Raw genomic sequence first — 15,695 nt, 5'->3', positions numbered from 1 at the left:
ATCGCGCAGGAGGGGGTCTTCCGTGACGCGTCCAGGGGCCGGGATGGCCGCCGACATCGACGAGCAGCCGGCCGGCTACGACCGCCTGCTCTCCGCCGAGCACGCCGGGGCGATCGCCCGGGTAGCGGCGGTGATCGCCGAGCGCCGGCCCCGCCACGTGGTCTTCACGGCCCGCGGCACCTCCGACCACGCGGCGCTCTACGCGGCCTACCTCACGGAGATCCGGCTCAACCTGCCCGCCGGGCTCGCCTCGCCGAGCGCCGTCACCGTCTTCGGCGCCCGGCCGGACCTCTCCGACGCCCTGGTGGTGGGGGTCAGCCAGAGCGGCGGCTCGCCCGACCTGGCCGAGGTGCTGCGGGTGGCCCGGGAATCCGGCGCGCTCACCCTGGCCGTGACCAACAACCCCGAGTCGCGGCTGGTGGAAACCGCCGAGCTGAGCATCGACATCGCCGCCGGGCACGAGCGGGCCGTCGCCGCCACCAAGACCTACACCGCCGAACTGCTCGCGCTGCTCATGCTCATCGAGGGGGTACGCGCCGGCGACGGCGTCCTCCCCGCCGAGGAGCAGGCCTGCCTGGCCCGCCTGCCCGAGCTGGCCGAGCGCACCCTGTCCGACGCCACCCCGGCCCAGCTCGCCCCGCGCTACCGGTTCGCCGCCCAGCTGGTCACCACCGGCCGGGGCTACGCCTACCCGACGGCGCGCGAGGCGGCGCTGAAGCTCATGGAGACCTCCTACCTGCCGGCGCTCGCCTTCTCCGGCGCCGACCTGCTGCACGGCCCGCTCGCCATGACCGACCCGGACGTGCCGGTGCTCGCCGTGGTGGGCTCCGGGCCCGGCGGGCAGTCGATGCGGGAGGTGCTGCCCCGGCTCGGCGAGCGCCGCGCCGACGTGGTGGTGGTCGGGTCCGCCGACGTCGAGGCGACCGCCCGGATGGCCGTGCCCGAGGTCGACGAGCGGTATGCGCCGCTGCTCGACATCCTGCCGTTGCAGCGGCTCGCCCTGGCCCTGGCCCTGACCCGGGGCGAGGACCCGGACGCCCCGCGCGGGTTGAAGAAGGTCACGGCGACGATGTGAGGCCCGGCGTGGCACGCTGGTCAGCGTGTCCACCCTCCGTGACCTCGCCGAGGAGCACACCGCGCTCCGGCCGGCCGACATCGACCACCTGCACCGGATCGCCGGCGACTGGCAGCTCCTCTCCGACCTGTCCTTCGCCGACCTGCTGCTCTGGGTGCCGGTCGACGGCGACGGCACGTTCCTCTGCGTGGCCCAGGTCCGCCCGACGACCGCGCCGACCGCGTACCTGGACGACCAGGTCGGCCGGATCGTCGGCGGGCCCGAGGTGGCGCACCTGGAGGTCGCCCACCGGCAGGGCCGCATCTGGCGCGAGGGCGACCCGGTCTGGTACGGCGACGTGCCCGCCCGGCACGAGGCCATCCCGGTGCGGCTGCGCACCGCCGACGGGGAGTCCGGCGAGGTCGTTGCCGTGGTCGGCCGGGACACCAACCTCTCCACCGCGCGCACGCCCAGCCAGCTCGAACTGAACTACCTGACCACCGCCGACGACCTCGCGCAGATGATCGCCGACGGCACCTTCCCGCCGCCCCGGCACCCGGGCGAGACCACCTCGGCGCCCCGCGTCGGGGACGGCCTGGTCCGGCTCGACGCCAACGGCAAGGTGACCTACGCCAGCCCCAACGCGCAGTCCGCGTACCGCCGCCTGGGCTACGCCTCCCACCTCGTGGGGGAGGACCTGGCCAAGCTGCACAGCCGGCTCGCCGGCGACCCGCTCGAAGGCACCGACGCGGCGAACGCCGTGCTCGCCGCGCTGCGCGGCGACGCCCCGCCCCGGCGGGAGATCGACGCCCGGGGCGCCACCATGCTCACCCGGGCGCTGCCGCTCATGCCCGCGGGCGTGCCGATCGGCGCGCTGGTGCTGGTCCGCGACATCACCGAGGTACGCCGTCGCGACCGCGCCCTGATCACCAAGGACGCCACCATCCGGGAGATCCACCACCGGGTGAAGAACAACCTCCAGACCGTGGCCGCGCTGCTCCGCCTCCAGGCCCGCCGGGTGGCCATGCCCGAGGCCCGGGTCGCCCTGGAGGAGTCGGTACGCCGGGTCGCCTCCATCGCCCTGGTCCACGAGACGCTCTCCATGTCCAGCGACGAGGCGGTCGAGTTCGACGGCATCGTCGACCGGGTGGCCAGCGCGGCCACCGAGGTGGCGGCCACCGAGGTGACCGTCGGCATGCGCCGCCAGGGGAGCTTCGGCGTGCTGCCGGCCGAGATCGCCACCTCGCTGGTGATGGTCCTCAACGAGCTGCTGCTCAACGCCGTCGAGCACGGCTTCCCGCCGGCCGGTGAGGAGGGCGCGCCCGCACCGGAGGGCGCACCGGAGCCGGCCGTGGTGGTCACCGCGCACCGGTTCCGCAAGCAGCTGCACGTCTCGGTCGCCGACAACGGCCGGGGGCTGCCCGCCCAGTTCGACGCCGAGAAGGGCGGCAACCTCGGCCTGCAGATCGTCCGGGCCCTGGTCACCGGCGAGCTGCGCGGCACCATCGAGCTGCGCAACGGCGCCGAGGGCGGCACCGAGGCCGTGCTGGTGGTCCCGCTGGCCCGCGGCACCGCCGACCGCCTCGCCGGCTGATCCCGTCCTCCGCCGCGGTCACCGGCTTCGGACCGGTCATCGGCTGAGGAGGGCGACCGTGAGGCCGGGGCGGGGCCACACCTGGCGGACCGTGAAGCCGTCACGCAGGGCGTCGCCCTTGGCGCCGGGCACCGCCGCCAGCGGGTCGGCGCGCCGGCCGGTCACCACCAGCCACACCCGGTCCACACCGGCCAGGCACTCCGCCGGCCGGTCGCACTCGGCGGCCCAGAGGTCCGCGCGCTGCCGCTGGTCGTGCACCACCAGCACGTCGCGCGGCCGGCGCGACCCCAGATGGTACGCCAGCCCGAGGTCCGGGAAGAGCCAGCTCTGCCGGGGCGAGTAGACGATCGCGTCGCCCGGCTGCTCGTGCTCGGCGACGATCCGCGCCACGCCCGCGTAGTCCACGGGAGCGGTCCGCGGCCACTCGTGGGTGCGCCGGAGCGCCGCCTGGTCGGGCAGCCCGAGCAGGCCGGCCAGGGTGACCACGGCCAGCGCCGGCGCCAGCCGTACGCCGGCCAGCGCCGCACCGGCCAGCAGGCAGGCGAACGGCACCGTGAAGAAGAGGTACCGGGTCACCCAGAGCGGCACCGCCGTGCCGGCGGCGAAGAGCAGCAGCACCGGCAGCAGGACGGCCGCGCCCGGGAGCAGCGCCCGCCGGCCGAGCCGGGCCGCCCCCAGCGCGGCGAGGCCGACGAGCAGGCCACCGGCCACCCCGCTCTGTGCCAGTCCGCCGGGCAGCGCGGCCAGGTCGTCGATGCGGACCAGACGTACCCAGTCGAGCTGGCGCCCGCGCTGGCCCCGGGCCTGGAGCACCAGCGGCGCGACCAGCACGACCGCCGGCAGCACCGCCACCAGCCACCGCCAGAGCAGGCCACGTCGGCCGGCACCTGCCGCATGGGAGTCGATGCCGGCCGGGCCGGGGCCGCGCGCAACGACCAGCAGCACCGCGAGGGCGTGCGCCGCGAGCAGGGTGAGGGCGATGAGGTGGAGCAGTCCCAGGGCGGCGACGGCGAGCGCGTACCCGGCCCAGCGCCGCCACGTCGGCCGGCCCAGCGCCCCGACGAGCAGCAGCGTGGCCAGCACGGCGAGCAGGGCCGCCAGCGCGTAGGGTCGCGCCTCCTGGCCGTACCGGGAGGTGCTCGGCAGCACGGCGAGGAGCAGCCCGGCGAGCAGCCCGGCCCGGGGACCGACCAGGCGCGCGCCGAGCCGGGCCGTGAGGGCGGCGGCACCCGCCATGGCCAGCGCGGACGGCAGCCGCAGCGCCGTCGGGGAGGTGCCGAACAGTGCGGTCCAGCCGTGCATGAGCAGGTAGTACGGGCCGGTCGCGGCGTCGATGGTGCCGGCCAGCCGGCCCAGGTCGGGCACCGATCGGGTGGCGGCGCTCCACGTCGCCAGCTCGTCCCGCCACGGCTGCGCGTGCCCGATCCCGGCGAGCGTGACCACGAGGGTGACCAGGCCGGGGACCGCCCAAATGAGCCAGTCCCGACGGTCGCGGGACCGTGCGGACTCGGCGGGCGCGGTCACATCCCGCAGCGTCACACGGCGGCGGCACCCGCCCGGGCCGGTCCGCCGATTTGCCTCCACCCGGCCGCTGTCGCCGCGCCGCCGGATCCCGGACAGTCTTCGCCGTGCCGGCGTTCTGCCGCCTCGCAGGTTGCTGTCGGGCGCCTATCGAGCTGAGTCGGTGGTGATGTCCCGCGGGGTGTGGTGCCACCGCTGAGTCGTTTGCGACGTCAGCTCGACAGGCGGTCGCGAGGTGGCCCGTGCCCGGACGGGCCCGCGACTACGCCGTGACGGTGACCGCCAGCACTCCGCTGCTCCTCAGGTCCCGGGTCGTCGTCGGTCGTGCCGGCCAGGCGGTGAACCAGCACGCCGGCAGCGACCACGAGGAGGCCGATCAGCACGGCGACGAGGATGATGAGGGGCGGGGGAGCGTACCAGCCGGCACAGTGCGGCGGCTGCCCGTGATGTGGGATCACACACGCAGTCATTGGCCGGTCCTCACCGGCTGTGGGAGCATGAGGCCTATGACCGCCGCTGTCATCCGCCGCTTCGTGGCCCGTCGCCACGTCGATTACGGCCGCGTCCGCAGCGCGATCTGTCCGGCCGACTGACGACGCCCGACCCATCCGTCTCGGGCGCGTTCCGCGCCGGCCGTCACCGACACCGCCGTCCTCGGCCCTCACCAGGGCCGGCCGCCGCGTCCGCGCTTCCAGGCACAGCAGACAACGGAGGACGCCGCGATGGCGGTCAGCAGCACCACCACGACCCGGCCCGACGCCCCGGCGCCGGCCGCCCGGGCTCCCCGCCGGCCCCGTGGTGAGGGGCAGTGGGCGCTCGGGCACCGCGAGCCGCTCAACCCCAACGAGCGGATCAAGAAGGACGACGACCCGCTGAACGTGCGGGCCCGGATCGAGAACATCTACGCGCACCGGGGCTTCGCCTCGATCGACCCGCAGGATCTGCGTGGCCGGTTCCGCTGGTGGGGCCTCTACACGCAGCGCCGGGCCGGCATCGACGGCGGGCGCACGGCCGTGCTGGAGCCGCACGAGCTCGAGGACGAGTTCTTCATGCTCCGGGTGCGGGTGGACGGCGGTGAGCTGAGCCTGGCCCAGCTCCGGGTCGTCGCCGACATCTCGCGGGAGTTCGCCCGGGACACCGCCGACATCACCGACCGGCAGAACATCCAGTACCACTGGATCCGGGTCGAGGACATGCCGGAGATCTGGCGCCGGCTCGAGGCGGTCGGCCTGCAGACCACCGAGGCGTGCGGCGACTGCCCCCGGGTCGTGCTGGGCAGCCCGGTCGCCGGGGTGGCGCGGGACGAGGTGCTCGACCCGACCCCGGCGGTCGACGAGATCGTCCGCCGGTACGTCGGCGACAAGGCGTACTCGAACCTGCCCCGCAAGTTCAAGACCTCGATCTCCTGGCTGGTCGACACCCCGTACGAGGCGAACGACATCGCCTTCCTCGGTGTCGAGCACCCCGACCACGGTCCCGGCTTCGACGTCTGGGTGGGCGGCGGCCTGTCCACCAACCCCATGCTGGCCAAGCGCCTCGGCGTCTGGGTGCCGCTGGCCGAGGTGCCGGACGTCTGGGCCGGGGTCGTCGGCATCTTCCGCGACTACGGCTACCGCCGTCTGCGCAACCGCGCGCGGCTGAAGTTCCTGGTAGCCGACTGGGGCGTGGCGAAGTTCCGCGAGGTGCTGGAAAAGGAATACCTGGGCCGGGCGCTGCTCGACGGCCCGGCCGCGACGCTGCCCGCGAAGCCGGTCGACCACATCGGTGTGCACCGGCAGCGCGACGGCGCCAACTACGTCGGCGCCGCGCCGGTGGTGGGCCGCGTCTCCGGCACCCAGCTCGCCCGCCTCGCCGACGTGGCCGAGGCGCACGGCAGCGGCCGGGTGCGGCTCACCCCGTACCAGAAGCTGCTGGTGCTGGACGTGGCGCCGGAGCGCACCGACTCGCTGGTGGCGGAGCTGCGCGGGATCGGCCTGGAGGCCCGGCCGTCGGCCTGGCGGCGCGGCACCATGGCCTGCACCGGCATCGAGTTCTGCAAGCTGGCCATCGTCGAGACGAAGCGGCGCGGCGAGGAACTGGTGGCCCGGCTGGAGGAGCGGCTGCGCGACTTCGACGCCGACATCTCCATCCACCTCAACGGCTGCCCGAACGCCTGCGCCCGCACGCAGGTGGCCGACATCGGCCTGAAGGGCCAGCTCGTCGTGGGCCCGGACGGCCGGCAGGTGGAGGGTTTCCAGGTGCATCTCGGCGGCGGCCTGGGCATGGCCGCGGGGCAGACCGCCGGCTTCGGCCGCAAGCTGCGCGGCCTGAAGACCACCGCCGACGAACTTCCGGAGTACGTGGAACGGCTGGCCCGCCGCTACCTGGCCGGCCGGAGCGAGGGCGAGAGCTTCGCCAACTGGGTGATCAGGGTCGACGAGGAGGAATTGCGATGAGCGATGCCCGATCTGCGCCTCTCTACTGCCCCTACTGCGGTGAGGAGGACCTCCGGCCGCACGAGGCCGGGCACGGCGCCTGGGAGTGCCACGCCTGCGCCCGGGTCTTCACCGTGAAGTTCACCGGGCTGCTGAGCCGGGCGGTGACCCGGTGAGCGCCCTGCGGTCCGCCACCGGCCTGGGCCTGGTGGGGATCGGCGGGCCGCCCCCGGCCGACCCGGCCCGGCGCGACCCGGAGGAGCTGCGCGCGCTGGCCGAGCGGGCCGGCCGGGAGCTGGAGGGCGCGCCCGCGCTGGAGATCGCCCGCTGGGCCGCCGAGACCTTCGGCGACCGGTTCTGCGTGACGAGCTCGATGGCCGACGGCGTGCTGGCCCACCTGGTCTCCCGGGTCGCCCCCGGGGTCGACGTGGTCTTCCTGGACACCGGCCTGCACTTCCCGGAGACGCTCAAGGTCCGCGACGAGGTGGCCCGGCGGCTCCCGGTGACCGTGCGCTCGATCCGGCCCCGGATGACCGTGGGGCAGCAGGACGGCCAGTACGGGCCCCGGCTGTTCAGCAAGTCCCCGGACGACTGCTGCCAGCTGCGCAAGGTGGAGCCGCTGGAGCGGGCGCTGACCGGGTACGACGCCTGGGCCGCCGGGCTGCGCCGGGACGAGTCGCCGACCCGGGCCAACACGCCGGTGGTGGCCTTCGACGCGCGGCGCGGCAAGGTCAAGGTCAACCCGATCGCGGCGTGGACCCAGCGGGACGTGGACGCCTACATCGCCCGCTACGACATCCCCGTCAACGAGTTGTTCGCCCGGGGCTACGGCTCGATCGGCTGCTGGCCCTGCACCCGCCGCACCCGCGCGGGGGAGGACCCGCGGGCGGGCCGCTGGGCGATGTTCGAGAAGACCGAGTGCGGCCTGCACACCTGACGGCCGAGCCGCCGGTGGTGCTGGTCGCGCACGGCAGCCGGGATCCGCGGGCGGCCGAGGCGACGCGGGCGCTGGCCCGGGCCGTGGCGGCCGCCCGGCCCGGCGTCCCGGTGCTGCCGAGCTGGCTGGACCACACCGACCCCGGTCCCGCCGCGGTGCTGCGGGACCTGGCCGGCGCCGGGCACACCCGGGCCGTGCTGGTGCCGCTGCTGCTGACCGCCGCGTACCACCGGAAGGTCGACGTCCCGGCGGCGGTGGCGGCGGCCCGCGCGGGCGGCGCGGACCTCGAGGTACGGGTGACCGACGTGCTGGGGCCGGCGGACGGGGTGGTGGACGCCCGGCTGCTGGCGGGGCTGCGCCGGCGGCTGGCCGAGGCGGGTCCGGGCGGCTTCGACGGCGTGGTGCTGGCGGCGGCCGGCACCCGGGATCCGCGGGCGCGGGGTTCGGTGGGGCGGGTCGCCGCGGCGCTCGGCGCCGAGCTGGGCGTGCCCTGCCAGGTGTCGTACGCCTCGGCGGCACCCCCGGGGGCGGGCGTCGCGGTGTCCCGGCTGCGCGCGGCGGGCGCCCGCCGGGTGGCGGTGGCCGCCTACTTCCTGGCCCCGGGCCTGTTCCACGACGCGGTCCGCGCCTCGGCGGAGCGGGCCGGTGCCGTGGCGGTCGCCGACCCGCTGACCGACCTGCCGGAACTCGCCGACCTGGTGTTGCGCCGGGTTGACGCCGTGCCGGTCGGGGTGTGAACCCGGACAGCAGAACGCCCCGGCCGGAAACCCGGCCGGGGCGTGCAGCGTGTGTGTGCGAATCAGGCGGAGTGAGCGCGCAGCACCCGGAGCCCGCCGCGGCGCTTCACCGCGCGGCGCTCCTCCTCGCTCATCCCGCCCCAGACGCCGGCGTCCTGACCGGACTCCAGCGCCCACTGGAGGCACTGGTCGGTCACCGGGCAGCGCCGGCAGACGGCCTTGGCCTGCTCCACCTGCAGGAGGGCCGGGCCGGACGTCCCGATGGGGAAGAACAGCTCCGGGTCCTCGTCGCGGCAGACGGCATCGTGGCGCCAGTCCATGGCGGCAACACTCCTCATTCTCAAATGGGTGGCCAGATTACGCTTCGTTGCTATTCCTATATGCGTCCGCATTGCCGATCGGTGACGGTCAGCATCCATCAATTCGGCGCTGCGTGAGCAGGCTTGCGACCCGCGGACCTGCTGGAACAGCTCAACCTGCCGAGCATATCCAGGCAATGTCCCGGTAACACGACTTCGCTTGTGAATACTTTCACGAACGGCCGCGATGTCAAGGGTGCCGCTCGGAAAAACTCCGAACAGTGAGCGGGCTCACCACCCTTTTGTCCGGGTTTCAGAGCGCTCTGGTTACCCGGCGTGCCACAGTCGAGGATCAATATAGTACGGTCTGCGTGACGTTGCTGACATTTCCGGCACCTTCCGTTCGGCGTGGCGACCTCCGCTCGTTCCGATGCGGGGGTCCGCGTCAACCGACGGCAGTACCCGAGACCTAGCAGATTACTCTCAGTGCGGCAGGGACGGATGCGAATCTGACTTTTTCCCGCTCGCCGAGGTAGTCGCCGTCCAGCTGGAAGGCCAGCGGACGCGCCGAGAGCAGGGTGAACTCCGCCACGTCGTGCAGCCGGAGCACCTGCCGGCCGTGCGGATCGGGCTCGCGGGCGAAGAACTGGGTCACCGTCCGTGCCGTGCTGGCCACCTTGAGCCGCCGCATGGCGAGCACGTCCAGCCCGAGGTCGAAGGACGCCTCCGGGTTCGGGTTGATCTCCCGGTCGCCCAGGTACGTCCACGGCGCGGTGTTCTGGATGATGACCGTGCCCAGGTCGGTCTCGGCGACCTCGCCCGGCCGCTCCAGGCTGATCGACGGGTGCCGCCGGTCGGAGGCGAGGAAGTACTGGCTCACCGTCGAGCGGAAGTAGAGCGCCGGCGTGGACACGCGGCCCCGCTTCCGCGCCCGCTCGACCCGTTGGATGACGGCCGCGTCGATGCCGAACCCGGCGCAGAAGGTGAAGTAGCGGTCGTCCGCACGGCCCAGCCCGATGGTGCGGGACCGGCCCAGCCGCAGCCCCTCCAGGATCATGCTGGTCCCGTCCGGCCACTCCCGCGGCAGGCCGAGCGCCCGGGCGAAGACGTTCGTCGAACCGCCGGGGACGGTGGCCAGCGCCGGCAGCCGCTCCGCCGGGGTCTGCCCGGTGCGGAAGGTCGGCGGCTCGGCGGCCATGAGGCCGTTCACCACCTCGTTGACCGTGCCGTCGCCACCGAGCGTCACCACCAGGTCGACGCCCTCCTGGGCGGCCTCCCGCGCCAGGTCCATGGCGTGGCCGCGCCGGCGCGTGTACCGCACCGAGAGGTCGACTTCGCTGCGCAGCGCCCGGACCAGCACGTCCCGGCTGCGCTCGCTGGTGGTGGTGGCCTTCGGGTTGACCACCAGGACGGCGCGCATGGGCGGCACTGTACCGCGCCTACCCACGGGTATCGTGTCGCGCGTGACGATCGACTCCGGCCCGGTTCCCGGCACGCTCCGCTGGGCGGTGCTCCTGCTGCGCGCCGAGGCGGTGGCGCTCGGCCTGGTCGCGGTCTGGCTGATCTGGTCCGACCTGACGGCGCGCACCACCCACCTGACCTCGGCGCTGCTGGTGACCGCGTTCGCGATCGGCGGTGCCGCCGCGCTCTGGGCGCTCGGGGCCGCGCTGGGCCGTCGCCGGTCCGGAGCCCGGGCGCCCGCCATCGTGCTGCAGCTCATGCTGCTGCCGATCGGGTACTACATGATCCAGGGCGGGCTCGGCTGGCTGGGTGTGCCGCTCATGGTGCTCGGCCTCGGCGTCGCCGGCCTGCTGGTGAGCACGCCGACCAACCGGGCGCTCGGCTTCGACTGACGCCGGGCCGGTCAGTAGCCGGAGGCGCGGCGGGTGAGCAGGGCGATGGTGGCCCGGCCGTCGGCGGCCCGGGCGCTCGCCGCGGTGGTCAGTGCGGTGAGCACCTTCCAGGCGAAGGACGACTCCGAGGGGAGCGTGGCGCCCCGCACGGTCGGCACGGTCACCTCGACGGTGAGCGCGTCCTCGGTGACCGCGAAACGGCACTCCAGCTCGGCGTCGCGGGTGGCGATGGCGAGCAGCATGGCGCACGCCTCGTCGACGGCGATGCGCAGGTCCTCGATCTCGTCGAGGGCGAACTGGAGCCGGGCCGCGAGACCGGCGGTGGCGGTGCGCAGCACGCCCAGGTAGCCGCCGTCGGCGGGCACCGTGAGGTGCACGATGTCGTCGTCCGTCATCGGCTGGCCGGTCAGTTGAGTCACGCCTCATCCCCCCGGTGCGGGACTCTACCCGCTCAGCCGTCGGCCCGCGTGGGGGCCGCCGTCGCCTGCGCCGCGAGGCCCTGCAGCGCCGCCCCGGCCAGCCGGTACGGCACCCACTCGTCCATCGGGGCGGCGCCGATGGCGGCGTAGAAGCGGGCGGCCGGGTTCCAGTTGAGCATCCACCAGTCGAGCCGCCGGTAGCCGCGCTCGACGCAGATCGCGGCGAGGGTGGCGAGCAGCAGCCGGCCCGCGCCGGTGCCGCGGGCGGCCGGCCGGACGTACAGGTCCTCCAGGTAGATGCCGTGCACGCCCTCCCAGGTGGAGAAGTTGAGGAACCAGAGGGCGAAACCGATCGGCCGGTCGGCGGGGTCGACCGCGACGTGCCCGAACAGCGCCGGCGCCGGGGCGAAGAGCGCGGCGGTGAGCTGCTCCTCGGTGAGGTGGCACTGCTCGGGGGCGCGTTCGTAGTCGGCGAGTTCGTGCACCATCGCGACGACGGCCGGCACGTCCTCGGGACGCGCCGGCCGGATCGTCGGTGCCTGGGCGGGCAGGCTCACGCCTGCTTGGTCTCCCAGAAGATCTTGGCGATCTCGTCGATCTTCTGCAGCAGCTGGTCGGCGACGGCCGGGTCCATGCTGCCCTTGGCGCCGGCCGAGCCGGCGAGCTTGGTGGTCTCGTTGAAGAGCTGGTGCAGGTGCGGGTACTTCTCGAAGTGCTGCGGCTTGAAGTAGTCGGTCCAGAGCACCCACAGGTGGTGCTTGACCAGCTCGGCCCGCTGCTCCTTGATCAGGATGGCCCGCGTGCGGTACTCCGGGTCCGTGTTGGCCTGGTACTTCTCACAGATCATTTTGACCGACTCGGCCTCGATCCGGGCCTGCGCCGGGTCGTAGACGCCGCACGGCAGGTCGCAGTGGGCGCTGGCGGTCACACGGGGCGTAAGGATGCGGGGAAGGCGCATCAGGGTCCTCCATGGGATGTTTGCGATGATCCAAGACGACACTACTCCTGGAGATGCTCCCCGGCGGGCGGGAGGTGAAACCCCGTGGGTGCGGTGGATCACCGACTGCGCGGGCCCCTGGTGCCGATCCTGGTCACCGGCCCGTCCATGGCGCCGACCCTGCGCCACGGCGACGCCGTGCTGGTGCGTACCGGGGGGCGCCCGGTGCGCCCCGGCGACGTGGTGGCGGCCGTCTTCCGCAGCCGCCCCGACCTGCTGGTCGTCAAGCGGGCGGTCCGCCCGCAGGACGGGGGCTGGTGGCTGCGCGGCGACAACGGCCTGGTCACCGACGACTCCCGGGCGTACGGGGTGGCGGACGTGTGCGGCCGGGTGGTCCTCCGGTACTGGCCGCGTCCCGGCCGGGTCACCGGTGGGCCCCGTCGGATATGACCCCGATCACACCCCGGTGCGGCATGCGTGACTATGCTCGGAAAGTGCCCGGGTGACCCCCGCACCGCCGCCCCGCTGGCCGCTGACCGCGCGTGCCGAGCCGGCCGGTCCGTCTGCTCGACAGATCCTGGAGTCACCGATGCCTACGTCCACCCCGGACCCCGCTGATCCCGTTTTCCGGCTGCACCTCGGCGGCAAGATGGCCGTCGCCTCGACCGTGCCGCTCACCAGCCGGGAGGACCTCTCCCTCGCGTACACCCCGGGTGTGGCCCGGGTCTGCGAGGCGATCGCCGCCGACCCCGACCTCGCCGACGACTACACCTGGGTGTCGCACACCGTCGCGGTGGTCACCGACGGGTCGGCCGTACTCGGCCTGGGCAACATCGGCCCGCGCGCCGCGCTGCCGGTCATGGAGGGCAAGGCGGTGCTGTTCAAGCAGTTCGCGGGCGTGGACGCGGTGCCGATCTGCCTGGACACCCAGGACGTGGACGAGATCGTGGCGACGGTGCGCGCGCTTGCACCCTCGTTCGGCGGGATCAACCTGGAGGACATCAGCGCCCCGCGCTGCTTCGAGGTGGAGCGCCGGCTCGACGAGGCGCTCCCCATCCCGGTCTTCCACGACGACCAGCACGGCACCGCCATCGTGGTGCTGGCCGCCCTGCGCAACGCCGCCACCCTGCTCAACCGCAAGCTGGGCGACCTGCGGGTGGCCGTCAGCGGCGCCGGCGCGGCCGGCGTGGCGGTGACGAAGATGCTGGTGGCCGGGGGCGTCAACCCGGACCAGGTGGTGGTCTGCGACTCCCGGGGCATCATCGGCCGGCACCGCGAGCTGACCGGGACCAAAGCCGAGCTGGCCGAGACCACCAACGCCGACGGACGGCAGGGCGACATCACCGAGGCGCTGCGCGGCGCGGACGTCCTGGTCGGCGTCTCCGGCGGGCAGATCCCGGAGGCGGCGGTGGCCGGCATGGCCCCCGGAGGCATCGTCTTCGCGCTGGCCAACCCCACCCCGGAGGTGCACCCCGAGGTGGCCGCCCGGCACGTGGCCGTGGTCGCCACCGGGCGCAGCGACTACCCGAACCAGATCAACAACGTGCTCGCCTTCCCCGGCGTGTTCCGCGGCGCGCTGGACGCCCGCGCTACCCGGATCACCGACGGGATGAAGGTGGCCGCGGCCGACGCCATCGCCAACGTGGTGGCCGAGTCGCTGACGCCGGAGGCGATCGTGCCCTCCCCGCTTGACCCGCGGGTCGCCCCCGCCGTCGCCGAGGCGGTCGCCGAGGCGGCCCGCCGCGACGGGGTCGCCCGCCGCTGACCGTACGGAGGGGGACCAACTCCACGGCTTTTGTGGGGAAGGTCCCCTTCTGAACGAGCGCTCAGCTTGTTACGGTGCCGATCATGCGTGCCGCCTTCGCCTCGGCCTTCGACGCCGACAACCCGCTCGCCGCGCTCACCGTCGGCGACCGGCCCGAGCCGACCCACCCGCAGGACGACTGGGTCACCGTGCAGGTCCGGGCCAGCTCGCTCAACCACCACGACCTCTGGTCGCTGCGCGGGGTGGGCCTCACCACCGACCAGCTCCCCATGATCCTCGGCTGCGACGCGGTCGGCGTCGACCCGGACGGCAACGAGGTGGTCGTCTACCCCGTGGTGCCCACCCGGGGCGACCCCCGCGGAGTGTCCATCCTGTCGGAGCACTTCCCCGGCACCTTCGCCGAGCGGGTGGCCGTACCCCGGATGAACCTCCTGCCGCTGCCCGACGGCCTGTCGGCGACGGACGCGGCCTGCCTGCCCACGGCCTGGCTCACCGCGTGGCGGATGCTCACCACCAGGGGCCGGGTCGGCGACGGCGAGTCGGTGCTGGTCCAGGGTGCCGGCGGCGGCGTGGCCACCGCGGCCGTCGCGCTCGGCGTCGCGCTGGGCAAGCGGGTGTACGCGACGAGCCGTGACGCCGCCAAGCGCGAGCGCATCACCGAGCTGGGCGCGACCGCCCTGGAACCCGGCGCCCGGCTGCCCGAGCGGGTCGACGTGGTGATCGAGACGGTCGGCGCGGCCACGTTCGACCACTCGCTGAAGTCCGCCGCGCCGATGGCCCGGATCGTGGTCTCCGGCGCCACCGCCGGCCACGAGCCCAAGGTCAACCTGCGCCGGGTCTTCGCCATGCAGTTGGAGATCCTCGGCACCTCGATGGGCACCCCCGACGAGCTGACCCAGCTCCTGGCGTTCTGCGCCGAGCACGAGGTGCGCCCGGTGGTGGACACCGTGGTGCCGTTCAGCCGGATCGAGGACGCCTTCGGCCGCCTGCACTCCGGCGACGTCTTCGGCAAGGTCGTCGTCGACCACACCGCCTGACCGGCGTCGCCGCCCTGGGCGACCGGTCAGAGATGGTCGTCCAGGGTGGCCAGGCCGCCGCGGGTCGCGTCGGCCGGGAGCCGCTTCTTCGCCGCCTCGTCGCCGTAGAGCGTCCAGCGCAGGAACTCGACCGTGGTGTCGGCGACCACCCGCAGCGCCGTGCCGTCGCTGAGCAGGGCCCGCCCGTGGTCGCCCTTCGGCAGGCTGAGCATCGCCTTGGGCCAGGGCACCGCGTCGTAGACCGCCTTGCCCGCGGCGTAGTCCACCACCTCGTCGGCCTCGCCGTGCACGAAGAGCTGCGGGGCCGCCGCCCCGGCGAACGCGGTGCCGACGCCGAGCGACGTGCCGGCGAAGACGATGCCGGCGTCCAGGCGTTCGTCCCGGCCCGCTGTGAACAGCCCGATCGTGGTCACGCCGCCCGCGCTGTGGCCGGTCGCCGCCACCCGCTCCGGGTCCAGCCGGCCGCGCAGCGGGTCACCCGCCCGGGTGTCGAGGGCGAGCACCTGGGTCAGCACGTACGACACGTCGGCCGGCTGGTTGAGCACGTCCAGCGGGTTGCCGTCACCACCGGCGCCGGTGTGCGGGAACTTCGGCGCGGCCACCACGAACCCGGCCGCCGCCCAGCGGGTCAGCAGCACCCGGTAGTCCTCCGGCCGGCCGCCCAGCCCGTGGCTGAACAGCACCACCGGGAACCGCCCGGCCGCCGCCGGGGCGGACCGCTCCGCCGTGCCACCGGCCTCACCCCGCGCCGGGTACCAGAGGGTCACCGGCAGCGGGCGGTCGCCGTCGCGGTTCAGCTTCAACTGGCGTACGCCCACCGCGAAGCTCTCCTTGGGTGCGTGCCCGGGAGGCACCCGCGGCGCGGGTGTGGTGGCCTTGGGTGGCGCGTCGGGGGCGGGACGCCCGGCCGGGGCGGTCCCGCCCGAGCAGCCGGCCAGACCCGTGCTGAGCAGGGCGGCGGCGGCGATCATGGCGGCGGGGCGACGGCGCATGAACTCGATTGTGCCTCGGGTTCCGGGGTGGCCGGCCGGCATCGCGCCTCAGCGTGACGCGATCGCTTCAGCTGGTCGGGGCTGGTCGGCTTCTTCGGCGGCGTGGCGTGGTCGGCTCAGCCGGTCGACCGGCCGG

The 15,695-nt window shown here is 74.3% G+C and carries 18 protein-coding genes; 11 read left to right on the top strand and 7 right to left on the bottom strand.

Annotated features, from left to right (window positions below):
* Nucleotides 1-43 precede the first annotated feature (43 nt).
* Nucleotides 44-1,075 carry an SIS domain-containing protein gene (locus tag GCE86_RS20835; RefSeq protein WP_154230608.1) on the top strand — a complete coding sequence of 344 codons (1,032 nt, stop codon included), beginning with the start codon at nt 44-46 and terminating at the stop codon, nt 1,073-1,075.
* 25 nt (nt 1,076-1,100) lie between these two features.
* Complete coding sequence (locus GCE86_RS20830; protein WP_154228512.1) at nt 1,101-2,648, top strand: PAS domain-containing sensor histidine kinase; 1,548 nt, start codon at nt 1,101-1,103, stop codon at nt 2,646-2,648.
* Nucleotides 2,649-2,684: 36 nt separating this feature from the next.
* Here the strand turns inward: GCE86_RS20830 and GCE86_RS20825 are convergent, their stop codons facing one another.
* On the bottom strand, nt 2,685-4,181 hold the full coding sequence (locus GCE86_RS20825) for a glycosyltransferase family 39 protein (protein WP_239542859.1): 1,497 nt from the start codon (nt 4,179-4,181) through the stop codon (nt 2,685-2,687).
* A 263-nt stretch (nt 4,182-4,444) separates the two neighbouring features.
* On the opposite strand from GCE86_RS20825, the gene GCE86_RS20820 reads away from it, so the two are divergent.
* The 5 genes from GCE86_RS20820 to GCE86_RS20805 all read left to right on the top strand — a co-directional run bounded on the left by GCE86_RS20820 (nt 4,445) and on the right by GCE86_RS20805 (nt 8,257).
* The gene (locus tag GCE86_RS20820; protein WP_154228511.1) at nt 4,445-4,762 is read left to right on the top strand and encodes a hypothetical protein; all 318 of its coding nucleotides are present in this window, start codon (nt 4,445-4,447) and stop codon (nt 4,760-4,762) included.
* A 129-nt stretch (nt 4,763-4,891) separates the two neighbouring features.
* Entirely contained in the window at nt 4,892-6,604 is a 1,713-nt protein-coding gene (locus GCE86_RS20815) for a nitrite/sulfite reductase (RefSeq protein WP_154228510.1), read from the top strand.
* Complete coding sequence (locus tag GCE86_RS31690; protein WP_139131928.1) at nt 6,601-6,759, top strand: IS1 family transposase; 159 nt, start codon at nt 6,601-6,603, stop codon at nt 6,757-6,759. Before GCE86_RS20815 ends, GCE86_RS31690 begins: the two co-directional genes overlap by 4 nt.
* Complete coding sequence (locus tag GCE86_RS20810) at nt 6,756-7,520, top strand: phosphoadenylyl-sulfate reductase (protein WP_154228509.1); 765 nt, start codon at nt 6,756-6,758, stop codon at nt 7,518-7,520. The genes GCE86_RS31690 and GCE86_RS20810 overlap by 4 nt, the downstream gene beginning before the upstream one ends.
* A complete protein-coding gene (locus GCE86_RS20805; RefSeq protein WP_244317036.1) occupies nt 7,502-8,257 on the top strand; it encodes a sirohydrochlorin chelatase in 756 nt (251 codons plus the stop codon). The genes GCE86_RS20810 and GCE86_RS20805 overlap by 19 nt, the downstream gene beginning before the upstream one ends.
* Before the next feature lie 62 nt (nt 8,258-8,319).
* On the opposite strand, the gene GCE86_RS20800 is transcribed toward GCE86_RS20805, so the two are convergent.
* Both GCE86_RS20800 and GCE86_RS20795 read right to left on the bottom strand, forming a co-directional pair.
* Complete coding sequence (locus GCE86_RS20800) at nt 8,320-8,577, bottom strand: WhiB family transcriptional regulator (RefSeq protein ID WP_073834718.1); 258 nt, start codon at nt 8,575-8,577, stop codon at nt 8,320-8,322.
* Nucleotides 8,578-9,025: 448 nt separating this feature from the next.
* On the bottom strand, nt 9,026-9,976 hold the full coding sequence (locus GCE86_RS20795; protein ID WP_154228508.1) for a diacylglycerol/lipid kinase family protein: 951 nt from the start codon (nt 9,974-9,976) through the stop codon (nt 9,026-9,028).
* 43 nt (nt 9,977-10,019) lie between these two features.
* Here GCE86_RS20795 and GCE86_RS20790 point away from each other — a divergent pair, with 43 nt between their 5' ends.
* A complete protein-coding gene (locus GCE86_RS20790; RefSeq protein WP_154228507.1) occupies nt 10,020-10,409 on the top strand; it encodes a hypothetical protein in 390 nt (129 codons plus the stop codon).
* An 11-nt stretch (nt 10,410-10,420) separates the two neighbouring features.
* On the opposite strand, the gene GCE86_RS20785 is transcribed toward GCE86_RS20790, so the two are convergent.
* From GCE86_RS20785 to sodN, 3 genes are all read right to left on the bottom strand, one after another.
* Nucleotides 10,421-10,828, bottom strand: coding sequence for an ATP-binding protein (locus GCE86_RS20785; protein ID WP_154228506.1), 408 nt, complete (start codon nt 10,826-10,828; stop codon nt 10,421-10,423).
* Nucleotides 10,829-10,860: 32 nt separating this feature from the next.
* The gene (locus tag GCE86_RS20780) at nt 10,861-11,316 is read right to left on the bottom strand and encodes a GNAT family N-acetyltransferase (protein WP_154230605.1); all 456 of its coding nucleotides are present in this window, start codon (nt 11,314-11,316) and stop codon (nt 10,861-10,863) included.
* 65 nt (nt 11,317-11,381) lie between these two features.
* Nucleotides 11,382-11,786: a superoxide dismutase, Ni gene (sodN, locus tag GCE86_RS20775; RefSeq protein WP_091262331.1), complete on the bottom strand. Its 405-nt coding sequence runs from the start codon at nt 11,784-11,786 to the stop codon at nt 11,382-11,384.
* Nucleotides 11,787-11,933: 147 nt separating this feature from the next.
* Here sodN and GCE86_RS20770 point away from each other — a divergent pair, with 147 nt between their 5' ends.
* The 3 genes from GCE86_RS20770 (at nt 11,934) to GCE86_RS20760 (ending at nt 14,567) form a co-directional block, all read left to right on the top strand.
* Nucleotides 11,934-12,215 carry a S24/S26 family peptidase gene (locus GCE86_RS20770; RefSeq protein WP_239542860.1) on the top strand — a complete coding sequence of 94 codons (282 nt, stop codon included), beginning with the start codon at nt 11,934-11,936 and terminating at the stop codon, nt 12,213-12,215.
* Nucleotides 12,216-12,354: 139 nt separating this feature from the next.
* Nucleotides 12,355-13,530: an NAD(P)-dependent malic enzyme gene (locus tag GCE86_RS20765; RefSeq protein ID WP_091262329.1), complete on the top strand. Its 1,176-nt coding sequence runs from the start codon at nt 12,355-12,357 to the stop codon at nt 13,528-13,530.
* A gap of 74 nt (nt 13,531-13,604) precedes the next feature.
* Entirely contained in the window at nt 13,605-14,567 is a 963-nt protein-coding gene (locus GCE86_RS20760; RefSeq protein WP_167537059.1) for a zinc-binding dehydrogenase, read from the top strand.
* Nucleotides 14,568-14,593: 26 nt separating this feature from the next.
* Here GCE86_RS20760 and GCE86_RS20755 read toward each other — a convergent pair whose 3' ends face one another.
* Nucleotides 14,594-15,559 (bottom strand): alpha/beta hydrolase family protein, encoded by a 966-nt coding sequence (locus GCE86_RS20755; protein WP_154228503.1) that lies wholly within the window; start codon nt 15,557-15,559, stop codon nt 14,594-14,596.
* Nucleotides 15,560-15,695 lie beyond the last annotated feature (136 nt).

This window comes from Micromonospora terminaliae, from assembly GCF_009671205.1.
Lineage (GTDB): Bacteria > Actinomycetota > Actinomycetes > Mycobacteriales > Micromonosporaceae > Micromonospora > Micromonospora terminaliae.
The sequence above is the reverse complement of the archived record's forward strand: the minus strand, read 5'-3'. Positions and strand labels throughout refer to the sequence as shown.

Bases quoted from the DNA above. Each gene is read 5' to 3' on its own strand.
- GCE86_RS20835 (WP_154230608.1), top strand. From the start codon at position 44: ATGGCCGCCGACATCGACGAGCAGCCGGCCGGCTACGACCGCCTGCTC.
- GCE86_RS20815 (WP_154228510.1), top strand. From the start codon at position 4,892: ATGGCGGTCAGCAGCACCACCACGACCCGGCCCGACGCCCCGGCGCCG.
- GCE86_RS31690 (WP_139131928.1), top strand. From the start codon at position 6,601: ATGAGCGATGCCCGATCTGCGCCTCTCTACTGCCCCTACTGCGGTGAG.
- GCE86_RS20800 (WP_073834718.1), bottom strand. From the start codon at position 8,577: ATGGACTGGCGCCACGATGCCGTCTGCCGCGACGAGGACCCGGAGCTG.
- GCE86_RS20795 (WP_154228508.1), bottom strand. From the start codon at position 9,976: ATGCGCGCCGTCCTGGTGGTCAACCCGAAGGCCACCACCACCAGCGAG.
- GCE86_RS20780 (WP_154230605.1), bottom strand. From the start codon at position 11,316: ATGGTGCACGAACTCGCCGACTACGAACGCGCCCCCGAGCAGTGCCAC.
- sodN (WP_091262331.1), bottom strand. From the start codon at position 11,786: ATGCGCCTTCCCCGCATCCTTACGCCCCGTGTGACCGCCAGCGCCCAC.
- GCE86_RS20770 (WP_239542860.1), top strand. From the start codon at position 11,934: ATGGCGCCGACCCTGCGCCACGGCGACGCCGTGCTGGTGCGTACCGGG.
- GCE86_RS20765 (WP_091262329.1), top strand. From the start codon at position 12,355: ATGCCTACGTCCACCCCGGACCCCGCTGATCCCGTTTTCCGGCTGCAC.
- GCE86_RS20755 (WP_154228503.1), bottom strand. From the start codon at position 15,559: ATGCGCCGTCGCCCCGCCGCCATGATCGCCGCCGCCGCCCTGCTCAGC.